We start from the raw sequence: 18,326 nt of genomic DNA, 5'->3' as shown, positions 1-18,326 counted from the left end.
GTTACGGTCGGGCCCATGACGACTGTTGCGGTTGCCCCGGAGCCGGGCGTGGGCGTAGGCGTGGGCGCGCTGCTGCGCGAATGGCGGGACCGGCGGCGGGTCAGCCAGCTGGAACTGGCGCTGCGCGCCGACTCCTCCGCCCGGCACATCAGTTTCATCGAAACGGGCCGCTCGCGGCCGAGCCGGGAGATGGTGCTGCGCCTCGCGGACCACCTCGACATCCCCGTCCGCGAGCGCAACGCCCTGCTCGTCGCGGCCGGTTACGCCCCGCACTACCCCGAGCGCCCGATGGACGACCCGGCGCTGGACGGCCTACGGGAGGGGCTGGAGCGGCTCCTGAAGGGCTACGAGCCGTTTCCCGCGCTGGTGGTGGACGGCACCTACCGGGTACTGGCCGCGAACAGCGGCATCGCCATGCTGATGGAGGGCATAGCCGAACCGCTGCTCGCTCCCCCGCTCAACGCCATGCGGATCACCATGCACCCGCAGGGCCTCGCCCCCCGCATCCGCAACTACCGCGAGTGGCGGGGCCATCTGCTCCACCAGATGGAACGCCAGCTGGCCCTGATGCGCTCCGCCCCGCTGCGCGCCCTCTACGACGAGGTCAGCGCCTACCCGCTGCCCGAGGGCGGCACCGCCGAGATGGCGGTGGGCGAAGGGACGGGGCTTCCCTTCGCCCTGCCGATGGTGATCGAACACGCGGGCCGGACCCTGTCGTTCACCTCCACCATCGCGACCTTCAACACCCCCATGGACGTGACCGTCTCCGAACTGGCCCTGGAGACCTTCCTCCCCGCCGATGCGGAGACGGCCGCCGCCTTGAGGCAGGGCTTCACGCCGTAGCCGGCACCCGGTCGAGGAAACCGAGGACGGAGCGGATCCGGCCGTCCTCGGCCAGCGTGATCACATCCGACCCCGCCACCGGCGCGGCCCCGTCGGCCACCGACACCAGCTCCCACGAGAACCGCGCCGTGTCGTGGTGCCCGTCGACGACCCCGCTCAGCCGGAACTCGAACCCCGGAAACTGCTCCCGCGCCGCCGCGATGACGGCACCGACCTGCTCATGCCCGCGGACATCGGCCAGCGGGTCGGTGTAGCTCCCGTCCTCGCTCCACGCGGCGGCAACGGCCTTGCCCCGCGCCTCGGCGTCCACGGCGTTCCAGGCCTCGAAGTAACGGACGACGGCGCTCTCGTACTGCGACATGACACTCTCCTCAACACCACACAGCAACAACAGAACCAGCCGGCAACCCCGGCCCTACGCTCCCCCGGACCCGAGTGCGCGGGTCCGGGAGGCGCTGCACTCACTGTGCCGGGACGGGGGGTGGGTGGGCGATTACCGGACAGGTAATGGGGGGCGGTGGGGGGGCGGTCGTTGTCGGGATCACACTCTGCCGGAGCGGTAGACCAACAGGGCGATCTGCACGCGGTTGTTCAGACCGAGTTTGGCGAGGATATGCGAAACATGGGATTTGACGGTGGGCACGCTCATATAGAGGTCGGACGAGATTTCGGCGTTGGTCTTTCCCTGGCCGATGGCGACCGCGACCTCCAGCTCACGGTCTCCGAGAAGGCCGAGAAGCCGATGAGCTTCACCTTCACCTACCCGTGCCGGTGCCGGTACGGGGGTGCCGCGTGGGCCGGTCGTCACCGTACCGATCAGCCGGCCCAGAGCTTCGGGCGACATGACCGGCTCGCCGGCCGCGGCCCGGCGTACCGCGTCGATGATCCGGTCGGGGTGGGTGTGCTTGAGCAGGAAACCCGCGGCTCCGGCCTGGAGAGCGCGCAGGACGTAGTCATCGCTGATGAACGTGGTCAGGACCACGATCTCCGGCGCCCGGGGGCGGGCCCGCAGGCGGCGGGTGGCCTCCAGACCGTCGACGGTGGGCATCCGGATGTCCATGAGGACGAGCTCGGGGGTGTGCCGATCCACCAGTGCCTCGACTTCACCGCCGTCGGTGGCCTCACCGACGACCTCGATGTCGTCGGCGGAGGCGAGCACCATGCGCAGGCCCGCGCGGACGAGGGCATCGTCGTCGACGAGCAGGACCCGGATCATGCGGGCCACGGCAGCCGCGCAAGGACCCGATGGGTCTGTCCATCCCGACCGTAGGTGAGGGAACCGCCGACCAGGGCCGCGCGCTCCTGGAGGCCGATGAGGCCGAGCCCGCCCCCGGGGACGCAGGGCCTGGTGCCTTCGGGCACCGGGTTGGTCACCTCCACGGTCAGTCCCGCACCCGGTGCTCCGTGGACCGTGATCGTCACAGGTTGGCCGGGGGCGTGCTTGCGGGCGTTGGTCAGGGCTTCCTGTACGACCCGGTACGCGGTCCGCCCCGTGGCACCGGGCGCTGTCGCTCCGTCGGTGACCGACTCGTCCAGGTCGATCCGCATGCCTGCCGTGCGCGACTCCTGCACCAGGTGGACCAGATCGGCCAGCACCGGCTGGGGCGGTTCGGACCGTGTCGTGTCGGTCAGGGGGGCGCGCAGCACGCCGAGCACCTCCTGCAGATCCTCCAGAGCCTGGTGGGCACTGGTGCGGATGACCGCTGCCGCCTGCTTGACCTGGTCGGCGGGCGCGCCGGGGTTCACCTCCAGTGCTCCCGCGTGCAGGCTCAGCAGGGACAGGCGGTGTGCGAGGACGTCGTGCATTTCGCGGGCCAGTGATTCGCGCTCGCGCTGACGGACGTGGTCGGCGCGCAAGGCCGCCTCCCTCCTGGCGTGCTCGGTGCTCTCGCGCGACGCGCGTACGAACAGGCCCCAGCCGACGGCCGCGCTCACCAGCACGCCCACCAGGACAGTCCCCGTGGGTGCCGCCGCCGGCATCCTCACACCGACAAGGTGCGAGTGCAGCGCCAGGTACAGCGCGAAGGGCAGCAGCGCGCACGCCGTGACAGCGAGCGTGGTCCGCCAGGGGCGAAGGGCGGCCGCGGTGAACAAGGCGACGAGGGCGGCGGGGATCAGCGGCCAGATGGCCGACAAGAGCGCCAGCACCACCGCGATGGGGACCGGCCACCGGCGCCGCCACCACAACAGCGCACTAGCCGCCAGCGGCACCAGCAGATCCGTGCGGCCCTTGAGCGGCGGCGGAAGGACATGGTCCAGTGCCAGGGGGACGACCGACGTGAGCCGCGGGTACAGCCACACACCCCGCGCCCGGGCGTAGCCCACGGCCATCGAAAGACCCGCCGCCCCGATCACGACCGCCGCATCGGTGATGCGATCACGACGGACACGGGACATTTCTTTCCAGCTCACAACGGCGAAGCATACGTCGCCGAAAGGCCCGGCATACCGCTACAGGCCGCAGCGCTATACCAAAGTATATTCCGCAGCAGTGACTCATCCTTTCGTCACCGCACGCCGTCGACTTTCTGCCGATGATTCAGCGGTCACCCGCTTTTAGCGTTTCTTGGGTGGTGCCCGACTTGGGGCCCCGGCCCTTTAAGAACAGAGAAAAGCTGAGGACGGCATCTCCATGCGCATCGCGTTTCTGCTGCACAACGCCTATGCCATCGGTGGCACGACCAGAACCACCTTCAACCTGGCCGCGTCCCTCGCCGAGCGGCACGACGTGCGCCTCGTCTCCGTCTTCCGGCACCGGGCGAGACCGCTGCTCGAGCCGCCACCGGGAATGCCCCTCACCGCTCTGGTGGACCGCCGCCCCTCCGCGTCGGACATGGCCGATCCGCGCGCCAAACAGCCCGGCGTCTACTTTCCCGCGGGCGAGAGTCGCGCCGGCCAGTACCACCGCCTCGCCGAGCAGCGGATCATCGACTGGCTGGCCGCGACCGACGCGGAGGCCGTGATCAGCGCCCGCACCGGACTCAACGTCCTGCTCGCCCGCTTCGGCCCGCGCGACGCCCTGCGCATCGGCCAGGAACACGTCACGCATGACACCCATCCGCACCGTCTCCGCCGCCAACTGCAACTCTGGTACCCGCGTCTCGACGCGCTGGTGACGATGACGCGGGCCGATGCCCGGGCGCACCGCAGCGGCCTGCGCCTTCCGCACGACATGATCACGGCCATTCCCAACAGCGTGCCCAGCACCCCGGCGGCCGCGGCCGACCCCACCGCCAAGGTCATCGTGGCCGCCGGACGCCTGACCCGGGTGAAGCGCTACGACATGCTCATCGAAGCCTTCGCCCGGATCAGCGCCCAGCGCCCCGACTGGTCCCTGCGCATCTACGGCGGCGGCCCCGAGAAGGACCGCCTCGCCGCCGACGTCGAACGCCGCGGCCTGGGCGACCGGGTGCGGCTCATGGGGGCCGTGACCCGGCTGGACCCGGAGTGGGCCAAGGGGTCCATAGCGGCGATCACCTCGGCGCAGGAGTCCTTCGGCATGACCATCACGGAGGCGATGCGCTGCGGACTGCCGGTGGTCAGCACGGACTGCCCGCACGGCCCACGCGAGATCATTCGCGACGGCGTCGACGGTCTCCTGGTACCGCGCGACAACGTCCGCGCCTACAGCGCCGCTCTGCTGCGACTCATGGACGACCAGCAGCTGCGCGCCCGGATGGGGGTGGCCGCCCGCGAACGCGTCGCTCAAGCCTTCGCCCCCCAGGACGCCGCCCGTCGCTACGAGGAACTGCTCACCGCCTCGCTCGCCCGCCGCAACGCCCTTCCCCCGGGTGCGGCCGGATCACGCGAGGGCAACCCGCTCCTGGGAACGGTGGCGCTGCACCGGGCCACCGGCACCCTCCTGGCCCGCGGAGCGGTGCGCCGCGTGCGCCGCGGCGCGCTGACAGCTCGCATGCCGTGACGGTCCCACGGGGACGACGCGCCCGTCACAGGAGACCTACGGCCCGCCACTGATCCCCCGCCTCTCCTGGACGAGCAGGTTGGCATTCCGGGATGCCATGATGGGCCCCGCTTCCGTGTCGTTGAGACCCGCTTCCCCAACCGACACGGTCCGCACCCCGGCCTCGACCCCCCTACCCGCCAGATCCTCCGCCTCACCCCACTGCGCCGCGATCTCTTCCTGCACCTTCCGAGGCTGGCTTTCCAACCATTGCCTGTTCTCGTCGGTGAGGGCGTCGAGCATCGCCGGCAGCGCCTTGCTGAAGTGCTTCTCGAATTCGCCAGGCATGTCCATGGTCTACCTCGCATCGGGTTGAAATGAGCGCCCGTCCTCACGGGTCACCCGGACGGGACAAGCACCCAGGCACTGGCGTCGAAGTGTGTTCGCGTACGCGTGCACCTACACGATCTCTGCCCTTCGGCCTCCGCGCATGCCGTGCTGGTCTGGACGGTGTACCCCCTCACCGGGCCGTGGGCGACGAAGAGGGTGGCGGCCGAGTACGTAGCACGTCTCTCCGCAGACGTGAGCGTTGCAGCGACCTCGGTCATGGCGGCCGTAGCCCTGGGTGTCACCGCCCCGCTGGCTTCCGCCAGCCAGGCCAAGCACGATCGCGCCATTGCCACTACGCAGGCTGCCCACAGCGTCGAGTCGGCTGTCGGCGTGCCGAAGATCCAGACCGAGGGTCTGGACGACCGTCTGGCCGCGCTCCCGAAGGAGCGCACGATGGAGCAAGGTGGTTGAGGCGCTTTACCCGGGGGACAAGGAGTCCCAGGCCGTCACTTTGCGGGTACTGCTGAACGGCGAATCGGCTCAGGCGGCTCGGGCGGACATCGTTGCGTACGGCTGGTGGGACACCACCTGGAAGTACACCAAGTGCGTCGCGGCTGTGGGTGCTGCCTTCATCCCGACGTCCAAGGCATGCAAAGCGATCAAGGAACTCGGTGGTGTTGCCGAGGCGGCAAAGCTGCTGGTCGTCTCCCGCGACATCGATGCCTTCAAGCGGGCGGCGGGCAACGCCCCTCTCCACATCCACTCATTGCCTGCCGCCCGTCATTGCCCTCGGCGGCGGAAATCTCCGTACAGCATCACAGCATCGACCAGCGCATAGGCTACGGCCAGCGTCGCGAGCCAGAACCAGAACGAGGTCACGTCCGGATCGAGCAGCCGGTCGAAGGTCGCCACAACGAGCAACAACGCGAACACCCCGGCCGCATGGGCCTTACGGCGTTGGATCCGCTGCTCCCGGCGCGGGCCGTTGGCCAGCCGGGCTGCGTAGGTCTCCACGTCGCCGAACTCCTCTTGCGCAGAGCGGCACTCTGCGCTGCTGAGGTGTGAGCGAACTTCGGTCACGTACTCGCGGGCGTCCTTGACCGGGATGCCGTGCCGACCGCGCAGCAGCCCGTCCAGGCGACCCATCCACGCCGCGTCGTCCCCGCCATGGCGAGAGCTGAACCATCTGTCAGCGGTAGCATCGGGCAGCCAGTGGGCGCCGACCATCACCGCCACCGATACCGCCAACAGCACCGGAATCGGCAGTGAGAACAGCAGATACTGAGGCAACACGGTCGCCGCGATCATCCCGCACGCCACCATCACGATGAACGCTCCGAGACATGCCCACATGGCCCGCATCCGGCCCGCAGCACGAAGCGCTACAGCCAGACAGAGAATCACAGCACCCGCTGCAAGCGCGCCGGCAGCCGCCGAAGACGCGAACGAAACCTTCACCCATAAGCCGTCACTGATCCAGCGAACTGCGGACAGCGTGAGCCCCATGAATCCGGCCATCACGACAGCAGTGGTGAATCGTTCACCGGCAGTCGCGCCCCGCAAGTCGCGCTTGCCCGCGTGCGTTTCATCGAGACGATCGGCCGCAACCGAAGCCGCGTACTGCCGCGGGTCGCCGAGCAAGTCCTCCGCCGACCTGCCGGCCTCGGTCACCATCTCGTGGACCTCGGACAGGGCCTGGTCCGCAAGGTTCTTCTGCGGGTGGTACTCCGTGACGAGGTGGAGTTCGAAGACGGCGGCCCACCTCTCGTCCTCCTTGCGCGTCCACTGGATGCACGTCCTGGACGTCATGCTTCTTTACCTCCCGCCAGTTCCGTTATCGCGGCGTTGAATTCGCCCCATGCCCTGCGCTGCTCACCGAGGCGTCTTCGCCCCTCCTCAGTGATGCGGTAGTACTTTCGCCCCGGCCCGTTCTCCCCGGCCGCCCACTCGACCTCCACCGCGCCCTCCTCCGCCAGGCGGGTCAGCGCGGGGTAGAGGGTTGCCGGCTTCACGGTGTCCAGCCCGGCTACCGACAGGCGACTCAACAACGCGTAGCCGTAGCTGGTTCCCTCGGCCTCCAGGACGCCGAGCAGGCAAAGTTGCAGAAACGCGCGCGCCCACGCCGCTTGTGGTGCAGCCACCGACACCGGTCCCCTCCCACCCACGATCCCGACTAGTACGATATTCAGACTAGTCGGGGAGTCGTCAGCTGTCACCCCTGGCAGGGCAAGGTCGGCGGGCTGCTGCGGCCACAAGGTCGCCCACTCCCCCTCAACACAACACCGCGCACCCCCGTTGCTCCAGGGCGGCGAACCACTTCGGCCAGTTGGTGATCGGGTTCCATCGGAGGTCCAGCTTTTCGAGGGACGGGAGGTGGGAGAGGGACTCGGGGAGGTCGGTCAGGTGGTTGTTGCGGAGGTCGAGGTGGGTGAGTTGGGGCAGGGTCGAGAGGGATTCGGGGAGGGTTGTGAGGTGGTTGTTGCGGAGGTCCAGGAGGCGTAGGCGTTTCAGGTGGCCGGTGGAGCGGGGGAGGTGTGTCAGGGCGTTGTCCATGAGGCGGAGTTCGCGCAAGGCCGTCAGGTTGCCGAGGGACTCCGGGAGCGTGGTGAGGGCGTTGCCCATCAGGTGGGCTTCGCGCAGTGCGGTCAGGCGGCCCAGGGAGTCCGGCAGGGTGTGGAGGCGGTTGTTGTAGAGGCGTAGTTCGCGGAGCGCGGCGAGGTCACCCATGTCCTGCGGGAGGGCTGTGAGGTGGTTGTCGGTGATGTTCAGGTAGCGCAGGCGGGTCAGGCGGCAGAGGGTGGACGGGACCGTGGTGAGGCGGTTGTTGCTGAGGTAGAGGTAGCGGTCCAGGCCCGTGAGGCGGTGCAGGGAATCGGGGAGTTCGGTGAGGTTGTTGTGGCCCAGGTCCAGCGTGTGCAGGCCCGGTAGGTCCGTGATCTCCTCCGGCAGGGTCGTGAGCCTGTTGGCCGCCAGGTTCAGGCTCCGCAAGCCGCTCAAGTCGCTGATCCACGGCGGTACGGACTCCAGCCGGTTGCGGTACAGGCTCAGAAGCCGCAGGTCGTCGGCGGTGCGCAGGGGTTCCGGAACGGCCGTCAAGGCGTTGTCGTCCAGGTGGAGTTCGGTCATCCCCTCGAACCCTCCCGGCAGCGCCGGCCACCGGTCCAGGCCCCTGCTCCTGAGGTCCAGCCGTCCTTGCCCCTCGTGCGGCGTCATGCGTTCCCTCCCACTCGCCCTCTCTGGACTGTCGCAAGGCTACGAGAACTCTTTATTGACCGATCGTTCCAGATACTCCTAAGATCATCGACGTGGCCAGAACCAAGGAATTCGATCCGGACGCCGCCCTGCAGTCAGCCCTGGAGCTGTTCTGGCGGCGCGGCTACGAGGCGACGTCGATGGCGGACCTCGTGGCGCATCTCGGCGTCGCCCGGGCGAGCCTGTACGCCACGTTCGGCAGCAAGCGCGAGCTCTACCTGAAGGCCCTCGAGCGCTACGGCGAGCAGCACGGGCCGCGCTTCGTCGAGGAGCTGTCGCAGCCGGGGCCGGCGCTGCCCGCGGTGCGGGCGCTGGTGCGGCGCTTCGCGGAGGAGGCCGCCTGCGACGAGCTGCGGCGTGGGTGCTTCGTGACCAACACGGCCGTCGAGCTCGGCGCGCACGACGCGGAGAGCGCGCGCCGGGTCGAGCAGAGCTGGCACTCCGTGGAGACGGCGCTGACCTCGGCCCTCATGCGGGCCGCGGCCCAGGGTGAACTCCCCGCCGGCCGTGACCCGGTCGCGCTGGCCCGCATGCTGCTGGTGCTCCTGCAGGGGCTGCGGGTGGTCGGCAAGGTGAACCCCTCGCCCGGCCTGCCGCGGGACGCCGCCGACCAGGCGCTGGCCCTGCTGGACTGACCCCTCGCCCACCCGCCCCGCCTCCGGGGCGGCAGCGGCATGCCTTCATTCAAGACCGATCGTTCTCATATCGCTTATCGCTTTCTTACGCTGAGGAGAGTCACCCCATGACCGCACGCTTCACCGGCCGGACCGTTCTCGTCACCGGCGGCGGCACCGGCATCGGCCGGGCCATCGCGCTCGCCTTCGCCCGCGAGGGCGCCCGGGTCGTGGTCGCGGGGCGCCGCCCGGAGCCGCTGGAGGAGACCGTGTCCCTCGTCGAGGCCGAGGGCGGCGAGGCCACCGCCGTCACCGCCGACGTGAGCCGCTCCGAGGACGTCGAGGCCCTGGTCGGACGGACGGTGGCGCGCTACGGCACGCTGGACGTGGCCGTGAACAACGTCGGTACGTTCATACCGCCGACGAAGCTCGCGGACATCCCCGAGGACCACTGGCACACACTGATGGCCACCAACCTGACCGGTCTGTGGCTGTCCATGAAGCACGAGATCGGCCACATGCGGGCCCACGGCGGCGGCGCCATCGTGAACATCTCGTCCAACCTCGGCGCCCACAAGCGCCTGCCGGGCCTGAGCGCGTACGCCGCCAGCAAGGCCGCCGTCTCCGCGCTGACGCGTGGCGCCGCCCTGGACCACATCGGGGACGGCGTGCGGATCAACGCCGTGAGCCCCGGTCCCGTCCAGACCTCGATGTCCTCCCGTCCCGGCGAGTCCGACGCGGACAAGGCCGAGCGGATGAGCCGGGAGGTGCCGGCGGGGCGGGCGGGCACCCCCGAGGAGATCGCGGCGGCCGTGCTGTACCTGGCCTCCGGGGAGGCCGGCTACGCGGTCGGCACCGAGCTCGTGCTCGACGGGGGCGTCACGGCCTGAGGGCTTGCTCCGGCCGCCGGATCGGGCGGTCGGAGCAAGCCCTCAGGCTCGGCTGGAGGCTCGGGGTCAGGCCACCAGCTCCGGCTCGGCGGCCTCGGTCTCGGCCTTGCCCTTGCCGGCCTGCGCCGCCTGCGCGTCGTCTCCCGTCTTGCGTCGGGCCGCCATCCAGACGTAGACGAGGATGCCGACGAAGAGGAAGAGCACGCCCTGGTAGACCGCCGCGTACCCGGCGCCCGCCACCAGCCAGAAGGAGAAGGCGAAGCCGCCGAGGGCGAGCACCATGTCGCGCGTCATGCGACCGGGGTGGACCTTGTCGCGCGCACCCGTGAGCAGGAAGTACACCTGTGCGGCGGTGGCCAGCAGGTACGGGACGGTGGCGGAGAACGTGGTGATCAGGACCAGGATCTCGAAGACCCCGCTCACCCCGACCGTGTAGTTGACGATCGTCAGCACCGAGGCGAGCGCGGCGGCGGCGAGCACACCGGCCGTCGGCACGCCGCGCCGCTTGGTCGCGAACATGGCGGGGAACAGCCCGTCCTTGGCCGCCGCGTAGGGCATCTGGGCGCTCATCAGCGTCCAGCCGTTGAGCGCTCCGGTGATGGAAATGACCGCGGCGAGGGCGATCAGCGTGCCGCCCCAGTGCCCGCCGAACATCGCGTCGACCGCGTCGGAGAAGGGGGCGGTGGAGTCGACCAGCTTGTCGTGGGCGACGGTGCCGAAGACGGAGACGGTGCCCAGCAGATAGACCACGGCGGCGCCGACGGTACCGATGACGCTCGCGCGGCTGACGTTGCGCTCGGGGTCACGGACCTCGCCGGCGCTGATCGCGGCCGACTCCACACCGACGTAGCTGTAGAGCAGGATCGCGGCGGAGGCGGTCAGACCGCCGGTCCAGTTGCCGCCGCCGGTGGTGAAGGGACCGAGGTTGTCCGGGTCGAAGAAGAAGAGGCCGACGACCGCCACGAAGAGCATGGGCAGGAACTTCAGCACCGTGGAGATCATCTGCACCGCGCCCACCCAGCGGGTGCCGGCGAGGTTCGCCAGCGCCGGCAGCCACAGCAGGGCCAGGGCCAGGGCGAGGTCCAGTCCCTTGGACTCCTTGCCCCCGGTGAGCACGTGGAGGTAGCCCACGCCGGCGACGGCGAGGGCGGCGTTGCTCACCCACGTCATCGTCCAGTAGGACCACGCGGACAGGAATCCGGCGAAGTCGCCGAACGCCTCGCGTGCATAGACATACGGACCACCGGTGCGCGGGAAGCGTCCGGCGAGGCGGCCGAAGACGAGGGCCAGCGCGATCGCGCCGATCGTCAGGACCCCGAACGCCAGCAGGCTGACCGTGCCGTAAGGGGCGACCGAGGCGGGCAGCATGAAGATGCCGCCGCCGATGATGTTCCCCATGACCAGGGTGATGGCGGTGGGGAGGCCGAAACGGCGTGCGGGTGCGCCGTCGGAGTCGTGCATGGGAGGTGCGCCTCTCGTGCTGCGGGCAGGTCGCCGATTCTGGGGCGACATCGCACACCCATGCAAGAGCACAGGTATGTGCGACAGCACATATTGACCGCAGGCCGCCGAGGCGCAAAATTAGAATTTTTTGTCCCGCACGGCCGGGCCCTCGACCGCAAAAGGTGCTGTCGCGGGGGTCGCGGACCGTGATTCGTCCACCGGGGCACACTCAAGCGGAATCCGCTCGGCCGCAACCGTCCCGGCCGGTATTTGCGGTCGCCCACTCGCCTCGCACAGCCAGCGCCGCAGCACGCGGTGCACCTCCTCGGCGCCGACCAGCTCCTCGCCCTCCCGCACCGGCGCGCTCAGCTCGCGCGGCCACAGCAGGAAGGGACGGCTCTGCTCGCCGCCCAGCCCGCCGTGCGAACCGATCTGCTCCTCGAAGGCGTGCACCTCGCCCGTGACCGGGTCGTAGGCGGAGTTGACCATGATGTCCGCCGCGTGCGGGAAGCCCGCGGTCCGGCGGACGGCCGCCACCGCGCCGGGCCCCAGCCCGCGCAGCGGGCTGCGCTCGGCGCCCTCGCCGGTGTCCAGGTAGTGCTCGCCGCCGCCGGCGCCGAGCACGACCGGGCCGCGCTCCGCCGAGCGTACGAGCAGGAAGCCGACCCCCGGGTGGTCGGCGAGCGTGCGCAGCAGCCCCGGGTGGTCGCGCTCGATGTCCTCGCGGCTCGCCCGCCCCGGCAGGTCCGGGAAGGACACCAGGCCGAGGTTGCCCGAGGCCAGCACGACCGGTTCCCTCCCCCCGGCCGGGCCGCCCAGCCCGGTGCGTACGAGCTCCTGGAGCGTCAGCCCGTAGCGGGCGGCGAAGGTCTCCCCGGGGCTCTGGCCGTGATCCGAGAGGAGCACGATCCGGTACGGGCGCGGGGCGTGCTCGGTGACCTTGGCGATCAGCGCGACGGCGCGGTCGAGCCCGCGCAGCACCTGGTGGGTGTCGCGGCCGCGCGGCCCGGAGTGGTGGGCGACCTCGTCGTAGCCGACGAGGTCGGCGTAGACGGAGGTGCGCCCGGAGAGGATGTCGCCGATGACGGCGGCGACGATCACGTCGCGCTCGACGACGGTCACGAAGGCACGGATGAAGGGGTAGAGGCCGCCCCGGCCCAGGCGGGGGGTCTCGCGGTGGAACTTCGCGCGCGTGGACTGGCCTATCTCGCGCAGGATCTCGGCGAGATAGGAGACGGCGGTGCGGGTGGCGTTGGCGGGGTCGGAGAAGTAGGCGAAGTACCCGGACCGGGAGCGGTTGTGCCGGCCGCGCCGGGCGGCGACCGACAGGACGAGCGCGAGCTGGTCGGCGCCGCCGGTGAAGAGGTTGCCGCGGCTGGCGCCGTCGGCGCTCAGCAGCCCGCGGTCGCCGGTGCGGGCGGCCGCGCGGCGCTGCAACTCGGCGGCGCCGGCGGGGCGGTTGCTGATGATCACCTCGCCGGTCTCCTTCTCGTACCAGCGGAAGGCGGGCACGTCCTCGTTCGAGCCGTGCAGGATGCCCAGCTGGCTGGCGCCGGTCTGGCTGGACCAGTCGGTGCGCCAGGGGGTGAGGCGGTGGCTGTCGGCGGCCCAGGCGGCCACGGTCGGCATCAGCGGGGGTTTGCGGCGGCCGCGGGCGCCGGTCCGCTCGCGCAGCGCCTCGCACAGGACGTCGTGGCCGACGCCGTCGAGCTGCAGGAAGACCGTGCCGGGCGAGGAGTGCCGGCCGGTGGGCTGGCCCCGGCGGCGGCGCTTGCGGTCGGCGAGGCGGGCCAGGCGGCGGCGGTAGGCGCCGTCGTCGCGCACGGCGACGAACCCCCCGGCCGCGGAGGACGCGGCGGAGACCACGGCGGCGACCACGACCGCGGTCTCGGGTTCGGCGGTGCCCCCGCCGACGGGGACCAGGGCCAGGGCGGTCACCAGCAGCGAGCCGTTGAGGAAGAAGACCAGCAGACCCAGGACGCAGGCCGGTACGAGCAGGAAGGCGCGCACGAGCACCGGCCAGACGACGGCGGTGAGCAGTCCGAAGGCCCCGGCCCCCAGGGCGGCGGCGAGGACGAAGCGGGCGGCGCCGTCACCGCCGGCGGGCCGCAGCCGGAAGTCGGGCAGGACGCCGGCGAGGGCGAGCATGGTGACGGTGGACACGGCCCAGGGCAGGACCGCCCCCAGCCATCTTTCCTTGACCAGCCTGCCCGCACGGCGGACGACGCTGCGCAGATGCCCCATGCCTGCAGGGTAGGGCGGCCGCGCCGGGCGGCAGGGTGGCCCGGATCACTCCGGAAGGGATCCGGTCACGATACCTCCGGTTCCGGCCACCGGAGGCGGCGGAGGCCCGACTTCACGTGGGCGGCCGCGGCGGGCGGCGGGCCTGGTCCAGCGTGGGGTCCAGGGCGGAGTCGTAGGTGCCCGCGCCCCGGCAGTGCGGGCACTGGCCGGCGCGGTGGACGGTCTCGGCCGGGCCCCTGAACGGATGGGGGCCGACGGTGTAGGCGAGCGCGCGCGTGGTGTATCCGGAGCCGTGGCACCACGGGCACGCCCTGGCCTGCGGCTCCGGTCCGTGCGGGGACGTGTGTTCACTCACCGGGACCGACCAGCCCTTGCGCGCGATGACCGTTGCGCCTCAAAGCCTAGACCCCTCGGGGGTGTTCCGGCCGCGGTGGCCGGATCTGTCGCCCGGGGTGGCTTCGGTCCGGCGGCTGGGCAGGATGGCGGCATGACCTGCCTACGTACGCCCCGACTGACGCTGCGCCGCTGGCGCGAGGACGACATCGCGCCCATGGCGGCCATCAACGCCGACCCGGAGGTGATGCGCTGGATCGGGGACGGGTCGGTGCGCGACCGGCGGGAGACCGAGGAGCGGATCGCCGCGTGGGAACGGGAGTGGGAGGAGCGCGGGGTGGGGCTCTTCGCCGTGGAGTACCGGGCCGGCCGCCGGCTGGCCGGCTTCGCGGGACTGTCGGTGCCCGCCTTCCTGCCCGAGATCCTGCCGGCCGTGGAGCTCGGGTGGCGGCTCGGGCGGCCGTTCTGGGGACAGGGGCTGGCGACCGAGGCGGCGCGGGCAGTGCTGGACTTCGCGCTGCGGGACCGGGGGCTGGCGAGAGTCGTCAGCGTGCACGCCGTCGGCAACACCGCCGCCGAGGGGGTCGTGCGCAAGCTCGGCATGCGCCGGGAGCGCGAGACGACGCATCCGGCGTACGGGATTCCGCTGTGCGTGCACGTTCTCGAGGCACGCTCGTAACGTGCCGAACGCGCCCATGGAAATCACCTGGTGGGGACATGCCACCGTGACGGTGGAGGACTCCGGCGTCCGGGTCCTGACCGATCCGCTCTTCGGGCGGCGGCTGGCGCACCTGCGCCGCCGCAGGGGTGCCGTGCCGCCGCCCGAGGCGGCCGTCGCGGACGTGGTGCTGGTCTCCCATCTGCACGCCGACCATCTGCATCTGCCGTCGCTGGCCCGGCTCGCCCCCGGCACCGCCCTGATCGTGCCGCGCGGCGCGGCCGCCGCCGTGCGCGGCCTGCGCCGGCTGGCGGCCGAGCGCCGGCTGGCGGTCACCGAGGCCGCGCCCGGGGACGAGGTGGCGGTCGGGGAGGTGCGGGTGAAGGCGGTGCGTGCCGAGCACGACGGGCGGCGCCTGCCGTGCGGGCCGCACCGGGCGCCGGCCCTGGGGTATGTGGTGCGGGGCGCGGCGAGCACGTATTTCGCCGGGGACACGGCCTACTTCGCGTCGATGGCCGACGAGGTCGGCCCGGTGGACGTGGCGCTGCTGCCGGTGGGCGGCTGGGGGCCGTTCCTGGGCCACGGCCATCTGGACGCGCGCCGCGCCGCGCGGGCGCTGGCCCTGCTGGGGGCCCGCAGCGCGGTGCCGGTGCACTACGGCACGTTCTGGCCGATCGGCATGGACGCGGTGCGGCCGTACGAATTCCACGCGCCCGGCGAGGAGTTCGCCCGGCAGGCGGCCCGGTACGCGCCCGGGACGGCCGTCCACCGGCCGGCGCACGGCGAGTCGGTGCGGCCGTGACGGCGGTCCTCGCGGGGATGGTGGCGGAGGCGGCGCAACGGTCCGTGCCGCCGGAGTCGACGCAGCAGGCGGTCGGCTATCCCTCCCTGTTCGTGCTGGTGGTCCTCGGGGCGCTGGTGCCCGTCGTGCCGACGGGGGCGCTGGTGAGCTCCGCGGCGGTGGTGGCGTTCCACCAGAGCTCGCCGTTCTCGCTGCTGTGGGTCTTCCTCGTCGCCGCGTCCGCCGCCTTCCTCGGCGACATGGGCCTGTACTGGCTGGGCGAGCGCGGCGTCGGCTCGCGAGGCGGTTCGCGCTGGCTGCGGCGGCTGCGCGAACGGGCCGCGCCCGAGCGGCTGGCGCAGGCGCGGGCGCGGCTGGAGGAGAACGGGGTGACCGTGCTCGTGCTGTCCCGGCTGGTGCCCGCCGGGCGCGTCCCGGTGATGCTGGCCTGTCTGCTCGCGCGCGTGCCGGCGGCGCGCTTCGCGCGCGGGGACTTCCCCGCGTGCCTGGCGTGGGCGGCCACGTACCAGGTCATCGGGGTGGTGGGCGGCGCGCTGTTCGCCCGGCCGTGGGAGGGCGTGGTGGCGGCGGTGCTGCTGACCCTGGCGGTGGGCGCGGTGCCGACGCTGCGGCGCCGGCTGCGCTGAGGGCGCCGGGCGGCGCTCACCTGTTCGGCCTTGCCTCGCGTGCCGCCGCCCGTGCGAGCGACCAGCGTGGACCTCACCGTGTCGCAATCGACAGGAGGGCTCATGGCGGTCGTACCGACCCGCGCCGGCGGGCAGCTGTTCGCCGCGGGGCTGAGCCTTCAGGGGCAGGTGCCGGGGATCGTGCGCGGGGCGCGGGACAGGAAGGTCGTCGCCGTGGCGGCGGGCGGCTATCACAGCCTGGCGGTGACCGAGGAGGGGCGGCTGATCGCGGCGGGGCTGGACGACTACGAGCAGGTGTCGGGCATCTTCGCGGCCGCGCGCGGCCACCGGGCGGCGGTGGTGGCCGGCGGCGGGTTCCACAGCCTGGCCGTCACCCGCGACGGGCGGCTGCTGGCCGCGGGCAAGGACCACAACCGGCAGGTGTCGGGCCTCCTGGAGGCCGCCCGGGGCCAGAAGGTCACCGCCGTGGCGGCCGGCTGCGTGCACAGCCTGGCGGTGACCGACGACGGGACCCTCCTGGGCGCCGGCCACGACGGTGACCGGCAGGTCTCTGGGCTCCTCGCGGCGGCCAGGAGCGGGCAGGTCGCGGCGGTGGCCGCCGGTGACTTCCACAGCCTGGCGGCGACCCGGGACGGGCGGCTGCTGGCCGCCGGGCGGGACGAGGACGGGCAGGTGTCCGGCATCCTGGAGGCGGCCGAGGGCAGCAAGGTCGTCGCCGTCGCGGCGGCCGCCCTGCAGAGCCTGGCACTGACCGACGACGGCCGGCTGCTGGCCGCCGGCCGGGACGGCAACCACCAGGTGTCGGGCATCCTCAGGGCCGCTCAGGGCCGGAAGATCGCCGCGATCGCCGCGGGTTATCTGCACAGTCTCGTGGTGACGCGGGACGGCGCGCTGCTGGGCGCCGGCAAGGACGGCGACGGGCAGGTGTCGGGCATCCTCACGGCGGCGAAGGGCGAGAACGTCATGCTGGTGGCGGCCGGCGGCTTCCACAGCCTGGCGGTGGCCGCGCCCGACGGGCCCAGGGGCCGGGCGGTCCGGGTGGACCTCGCCGCCGTGCCGGATCCGGCCCGGGCGGTCACGCTGCGGTTCCTGCGCGCCCCGGACGGCCTCGACGTCCACCTGGAATCCGGCGCCGGTGCCCGGGACTTCGGCATCAGGGAGGGCGTGCCGGTGCAGCTCGTCGTGCGGCGCGGGGAGGAGGTCGTGGCGAACGGATCGGTGTACTTCACCTACGACGAGCCGACCGGTGTCGTGGGCGTCGACACCCGGGCCAGCCGTTTCCCCTCGTTCCTGACCTGCACCGGCCACGGCGCCAACCGCTTCACCTTCGCCTGGAGCGGGTAGCGGCGCGTCACAGGGCCGGCAGCACCCGCGAGGCCCCCACCGGCAGGTCCCACAGGTCCTCCCGGGGCCGCCCCGCCGCCTCCCAGGCCGCGCGCACCCGCCGCAGCGGCTCCATGGGCGGCTCGGCGGACAGCAGGAAGGTCGACCAGTGCATCGCCCCCATCACCCGGGCCCCCAGGTCCTGGCAGGCGCGTACGGCCTCCTCGGGGTCGGTGTGCACCGTCCCCAGCATCCAGCGCGGGTCGTAGGCGCCGATGGGCAGCAGCGCCACGTCGATGCCGGGGTAGCGGCGGCCGATCCGCTCGAACCAGAAGCCGTAGCCGGTGTCCCCCGCGAAGTACACGCGCCGCCCGCCCGGCGCGGTGAGCACCCAGCCGCCCCACAGTGAGCGGCAGGTGTCGGTCAGGGTGCGCTTGCTCCAGTGGTGGGCGGGGACGAAGTCGAAGCGGACCGGGCCGGCCGGGCCGGGCAGCTCCACGGCCTCCCACCAGTCGAGTTCGGTGACGCGGGTGAAGCGGCGGCGGCGCGCCCAGGAGGCCAGGCCGGCGGGGAGGAGGAGGTGGGTGTCGCGGGGCAGCCGCTTGAGGGTGGGGGCGTCGAGATGGTCGTAGTGGTTGTGGCTGATGACGACGGCGTCGATCCTCGGCAGGTCCTCCCACGCCACTCCCACCGGGGTGACCCGGGCGGGGGTGCCGAGGATTCTGCGGGACCAGACCGGGTCGGTCAGGACCGTGAGCCCGCCCACGCGCAGGACCCAGCTGGCGTGCCCCGCCCAGGTGACGGCGAGCGAGGCGGCGTCGACGGCCGGCAGCGGGCCGGGCTCGAAGGGCAGCTCGGAGAGCTCCAGCAGCGCCTCGGCGCTCGGCCGCAGCCGGCCCTCGCGGGCGAGGCGGGCCAGGGCGCGCACGCCCGGCAGCGGCGCGGTGAGGCGGTCGGCGAACGACCGGGGCCAGGAGCGGATCTCGCCGAGGGGGCGCGGCTGTGCGAGGGGCCGCTCGGTCTGTTCGGTCATCTGGGGCTCCATTCGTGGGGAACCGGAACCTGGG

The 18,326-nt window shown here is 72.1% G+C and carries 21 protein-coding genes; 10 read left to right on the top strand and 11 right to left on the bottom strand.

Annotated elements, in window-relative coordinates:
* Positions 1 to 15: 15 nt before the first annotated feature.
* Complete coding sequence (locus tag ABZ956_RS13010; protein WP_361891321.1) at positions 16 to 843, top strand: helix-turn-helix transcriptional regulator; 828 nt, start codon at positions 16 to 18, stop codon at positions 841 to 843.
* Here ABZ956_RS13010 and ABZ956_RS13005 read toward each other — a convergent pair.
* From ABZ956_RS13005 to ABZ956_RS12995, 3 genes are all read right to left on the bottom strand, one after another.
* Positions 833 to 1,204, bottom strand: a complete 372-nt coding sequence (locus tag ABZ956_RS13005; RefSeq protein ID WP_361891319.1) for a nuclear transport factor 2 family protein — start codon at positions 1,202 to 1,204, stop codon at positions 833 to 835. The two genes, ABZ956_RS13010 and ABZ956_RS13005, sit on opposite strands and share 11 nt — an antisense overlap.
* Positions 1,205 to 1,384: 180 nt before the next feature.
* Positions 1,385 to 2,059 (bottom strand): response regulator transcription factor, encoded by a 675-nt coding sequence (locus tag ABZ956_RS13000; protein WP_361891316.1) that lies wholly within the window; start codon positions 2,057 to 2,059, stop codon positions 1,385 to 1,387.
* Positions 2,056 to 3,255 carry a histidine kinase gene (locus ABZ956_RS12995; RefSeq protein ID WP_361891313.1) on the bottom strand — a complete coding sequence of 400 codons (1,200 nt, stop codon included), beginning with the start codon at positions 3,253 to 3,255 and terminating at the stop codon, positions 2,056 to 2,058. The genes ABZ956_RS13000 and ABZ956_RS12995 overlap by 4 nt, the downstream gene beginning before the upstream one ends.
* Positions 3,256 to 3,475: 220 nt before the next feature.
* On the opposite strand from ABZ956_RS12995, the gene ABZ956_RS12990 reads away from it, so the two are divergent.
* Positions 3,476 to 4,765, top strand: coding sequence for a glycosyltransferase family 4 protein (locus ABZ956_RS12990; protein WP_361891310.1), 1,290 nt, complete (start codon positions 3,476 to 3,478; stop codon positions 4,763 to 4,765).
* Between the two features lie 36 nt (positions 4,766 to 4,801).
* On the opposite strand, the gene ABZ956_RS12985 is transcribed toward ABZ956_RS12990, so the two are convergent.
* Positions 4,802 to 5,092: a hypothetical protein gene (locus tag ABZ956_RS12985; RefSeq protein ID WP_361891307.1), complete on the bottom strand. Its 291-nt coding sequence runs from the start codon at positions 5,090 to 5,092 to the stop codon at positions 4,802 to 4,804.
* 234 nt (positions 5,093 to 5,326) lie between these two features.
* On the opposite strand from ABZ956_RS12985, the gene ABZ956_RS12980 reads away from it, so the two are divergent.
* The gene (locus ABZ956_RS12980; protein ID WP_361891304.1) at positions 5,327 to 5,545 is read left to right on the top strand and encodes a hypothetical protein; all 219 of its coding nucleotides are present in this window, start codon (positions 5,327 to 5,329) and stop codon (positions 5,543 to 5,545) included.
* On the top strand, positions 5,538 to 5,912 hold the full coding sequence (locus ABZ956_RS12975) for a hypothetical protein (RefSeq protein WP_361891301.1): 375 nt from the start codon (positions 5,538 to 5,540) through the stop codon (positions 5,910 to 5,912). Before ABZ956_RS12980 ends, ABZ956_RS12975 begins: the two co-directional genes overlap by 8 nt.
* On the opposite strand, the gene ABZ956_RS12970 is transcribed toward ABZ956_RS12975, so the two are convergent.
* The 3 genes from ABZ956_RS12970 to ABZ956_RS12960 form a co-directional block, all read right to left on the bottom strand.
* Positions 5,855 to 6,883 (bottom strand): hypothetical protein, encoded by a 1,029-nt coding sequence (locus ABZ956_RS12970; protein WP_361891299.1) that lies wholly within the window; start codon positions 6,881 to 6,883, stop codon positions 5,855 to 5,857. The two genes, ABZ956_RS12975 and ABZ956_RS12970, sit on opposite strands and share 58 nt — an antisense overlap.
* Positions 6,880 to 7,215 carry a PadR family transcriptional regulator gene (locus ABZ956_RS12965; RefSeq protein WP_361891296.1) on the bottom strand — a complete coding sequence of 112 codons (336 nt, stop codon included), beginning with the start codon at positions 7,213 to 7,215 and terminating at the stop codon, positions 6,880 to 6,882. The genes ABZ956_RS12970 and ABZ956_RS12965 overlap by 4 nt, the downstream gene beginning before the upstream one ends.
* Before the next feature lie 130 nt (positions 7,216 to 7,345).
* Positions 7,346 to 8,287, bottom strand: coding sequence for a leucine-rich repeat domain-containing protein (locus ABZ956_RS12960; RefSeq protein ID WP_361891293.1), 942 nt, complete (start codon positions 8,285 to 8,287; stop codon positions 7,346 to 7,348).
* A gap of 92 nt (positions 8,288 to 8,379) precedes the next feature.
* Between ABZ956_RS12960 and ABZ956_RS12955 the strand changes: the two genes are divergently transcribed.
* Positions 8,380 to 8,961 (top strand): TetR family transcriptional regulator, encoded by a 582-nt coding sequence (locus ABZ956_RS12955; protein WP_361891290.1) that lies wholly within the window; start codon positions 8,380 to 8,382, stop codon positions 8,959 to 8,961.
* 107 nt (positions 8,962 to 9,068) lie between these two features.
* The gene (locus tag ABZ956_RS12950) at positions 9,069 to 9,830 is read left to right on the top strand and encodes a glucose 1-dehydrogenase (protein WP_361891287.1); all 762 of its coding nucleotides are present in this window, start codon (positions 9,069 to 9,071) and stop codon (positions 9,828 to 9,830) included.
* 66 nt (positions 9,831 to 9,896) lie between these two features.
* On the opposite strand, the gene ABZ956_RS12945 is transcribed toward ABZ956_RS12950, so the two are convergent.
* From ABZ956_RS12945 to ABZ956_RS12935, 3 genes are all read right to left on the bottom strand, one after another.
* The gene (locus tag ABZ956_RS12945; RefSeq protein ID WP_361891284.1) at positions 9,897 to 11,291 is read right to left on the bottom strand and encodes an amino acid permease; all 1,395 of its coding nucleotides are present in this window, start codon (positions 11,289 to 11,291) and stop codon (positions 9,897 to 9,899) included.
* A gap of 120 nt (positions 11,292 to 11,411) precedes the next feature.
* Complete coding sequence (locus tag ABZ956_RS12940) at positions 11,412 to 13,517, bottom strand: hypothetical protein (RefSeq protein ID WP_361891281.1); 2,106 nt, start codon at positions 13,515 to 13,517, stop codon at positions 11,412 to 11,414.
* A gap of 112 nt (positions 13,518 to 13,629) precedes the next feature.
* Positions 13,630 to 13,872 carry a hypothetical protein gene (locus ABZ956_RS12935; protein ID WP_361891278.1) on the bottom strand — a complete coding sequence of 81 codons (243 nt, stop codon included), beginning with the start codon at positions 13,870 to 13,872 and terminating at the stop codon, positions 13,630 to 13,632.
* A gap of 132 nt (positions 13,873 to 14,004) precedes the next feature.
* Here ABZ956_RS12935 and ABZ956_RS12930 point away from each other — a divergent pair, with 132 nt between their 5' ends.
* From ABZ956_RS12930 to ABZ956_RS12915, 4 genes are all read left to right on the top strand, one after another.
* Positions 14,005 to 14,529 carry a GNAT family N-acetyltransferase gene (locus ABZ956_RS12930; RefSeq protein ID WP_361891276.1) on the top strand — a complete coding sequence of 175 codons (525 nt, stop codon included), beginning with the start codon at positions 14,005 to 14,007 and terminating at the stop codon, positions 14,527 to 14,529.
* A 16-nt stretch (positions 14,530 to 14,545) separates the two neighbouring features.
* Positions 14,546 to 15,310, top strand: coding sequence for an MBL fold metallo-hydrolase (locus ABZ956_RS12925; RefSeq protein WP_361891491.1), 765 nt, complete (start codon positions 14,546 to 14,548; stop codon positions 15,308 to 15,310).
* A gap of 17 nt (positions 15,311 to 15,327) precedes the next feature.
* Positions 15,328 to 15,936 carry a VTT domain-containing protein gene (locus ABZ956_RS12920; RefSeq protein ID WP_361891488.1) on the top strand — a complete coding sequence of 203 codons (609 nt, stop codon included), beginning with the start codon at positions 15,328 to 15,330 and terminating at the stop codon, positions 15,934 to 15,936.
* 102 nt (positions 15,937 to 16,038) lie between these two features.
* Positions 16,039 to 17,280 carry a hypothetical protein gene (locus ABZ956_RS12915; RefSeq protein ID WP_361891273.1) on the top strand — a complete coding sequence of 414 codons (1,242 nt, stop codon included), beginning with the start codon at positions 16,039 to 16,041 and terminating at the stop codon, positions 17,278 to 17,280.
* 7 nt (positions 17,281 to 17,287) lie between these two features.
* Here ABZ956_RS12915 and ABZ956_RS12910 read toward each other — a convergent pair whose 3' ends face one another.
* Complete coding sequence (locus tag ABZ956_RS12910) at positions 17,288 to 18,292, bottom strand: MBL fold metallo-hydrolase (protein WP_361891270.1); 1,005 nt, start codon at positions 18,290 to 18,292, stop codon at positions 17,288 to 17,290.
* Positions 18,293 to 18,326: the final 34 nt, after the last annotated feature.

Origin of the sequence: Streptomyces sp. NPDC046261, assembly GCF_040646235.1 — a bacterium.
Lineage (GTDB): Bacteria > Actinomycetota > Actinomycetes > Streptomycetales > Streptomycetaceae > Streptomyces.
The sequence above is the reverse complement of the archived record's forward strand: the minus strand, read 5'-3'. Positions and strand labels throughout refer to the sequence as shown.

Coding starts and splice junctions, on each gene's coding strand:
- ABZ956_RS13010 (WP_361891321.1), top strand. CDS start 16: ATGACGACTGTTGCGGTTGCCCCGGAGCCGGGCGTGGGCGTAGGCGTG.
- ABZ956_RS13005 (WP_361891319.1), bottom strand. CDS start 1,204: ATGTCGCAGTACGAGAGCGCCGTCGTCCGTTACTTCGAGGCCTGGAAC.
- ABZ956_RS13000 (WP_361891316.1), bottom strand. CDS start 2,059: ATGATCCGGGTCCTGCTCGTCGACGACGATGCCCTCGTCCGCGCGGGC.
- ABZ956_RS12990 (WP_361891310.1), top strand. CDS start 3,476: ATGCGCATCGCGTTTCTGCTGCACAACGCCTATGCCATCGGTGGCACG.
- ABZ956_RS12985 (WP_361891307.1), bottom strand. CDS start 5,092: ATGCCTGGCGAATTCGAGAAGCACTTCAGCAAGGCGCTGCCGGCGATG.
- ABZ956_RS12970 (WP_361891299.1), bottom strand. CDS start 6,883: ATGACGTCCAGGACGTGCATCCAGTGGACGCGCAAGGAGGACGAGAGG.
- ABZ956_RS12960 (WP_361891293.1), bottom strand. CDS start 8,287: ATGACGCCGCACGAGGGGCAAGGACGGCTGGACCTCAGGAGCAGGGGC.
- ABZ956_RS12950 (WP_361891287.1), top strand. CDS start 9,069: ATGACCGCACGCTTCACCGGCCGGACCGTTCTCGTCACCGGCGGCGGC.
- ABZ956_RS12945 (WP_361891284.1), bottom strand. CDS start 11,291: ATGCACGACTCCGACGGCGCACCCGCACGCCGTTTCGGCCTCCCCACC.
- ABZ956_RS12940 (WP_361891281.1), bottom strand. CDS start 13,517: ATGGGGCATCTGCGCAGCGTCGTCCGCCGTGCGGGCAGGCTGGTCAAG.
- ABZ956_RS12930 (WP_361891276.1), top strand. CDS start 14,005: ATGACCTGCCTACGTACGCCCCGACTGACGCTGCGCCGCTGGCGCGAG.
- ABZ956_RS12925 (WP_361891491.1), top strand. CDS start 14,546: ATGGAAATCACCTGGTGGGGACATGCCACCGTGACGGTGGAGGACTCC.
- ABZ956_RS12920 (WP_361891488.1), top strand. CDS start 15,328: ATGGTGGCGGAGGCGGCGCAACGGTCCGTGCCGCCGGAGTCGACGCAG.
- ABZ956_RS12915 (WP_361891273.1), top strand. CDS start 16,039: ATGGCGGTCGTACCGACCCGCGCCGGCGGGCAGCTGTTCGCCGCGGGG.
- ABZ956_RS12910 (WP_361891270.1), bottom strand. CDS start 18,292: ATGACCGAACAGACCGAGCGGCCCCTCGCACAGCCGCGCCCCCTCGGC.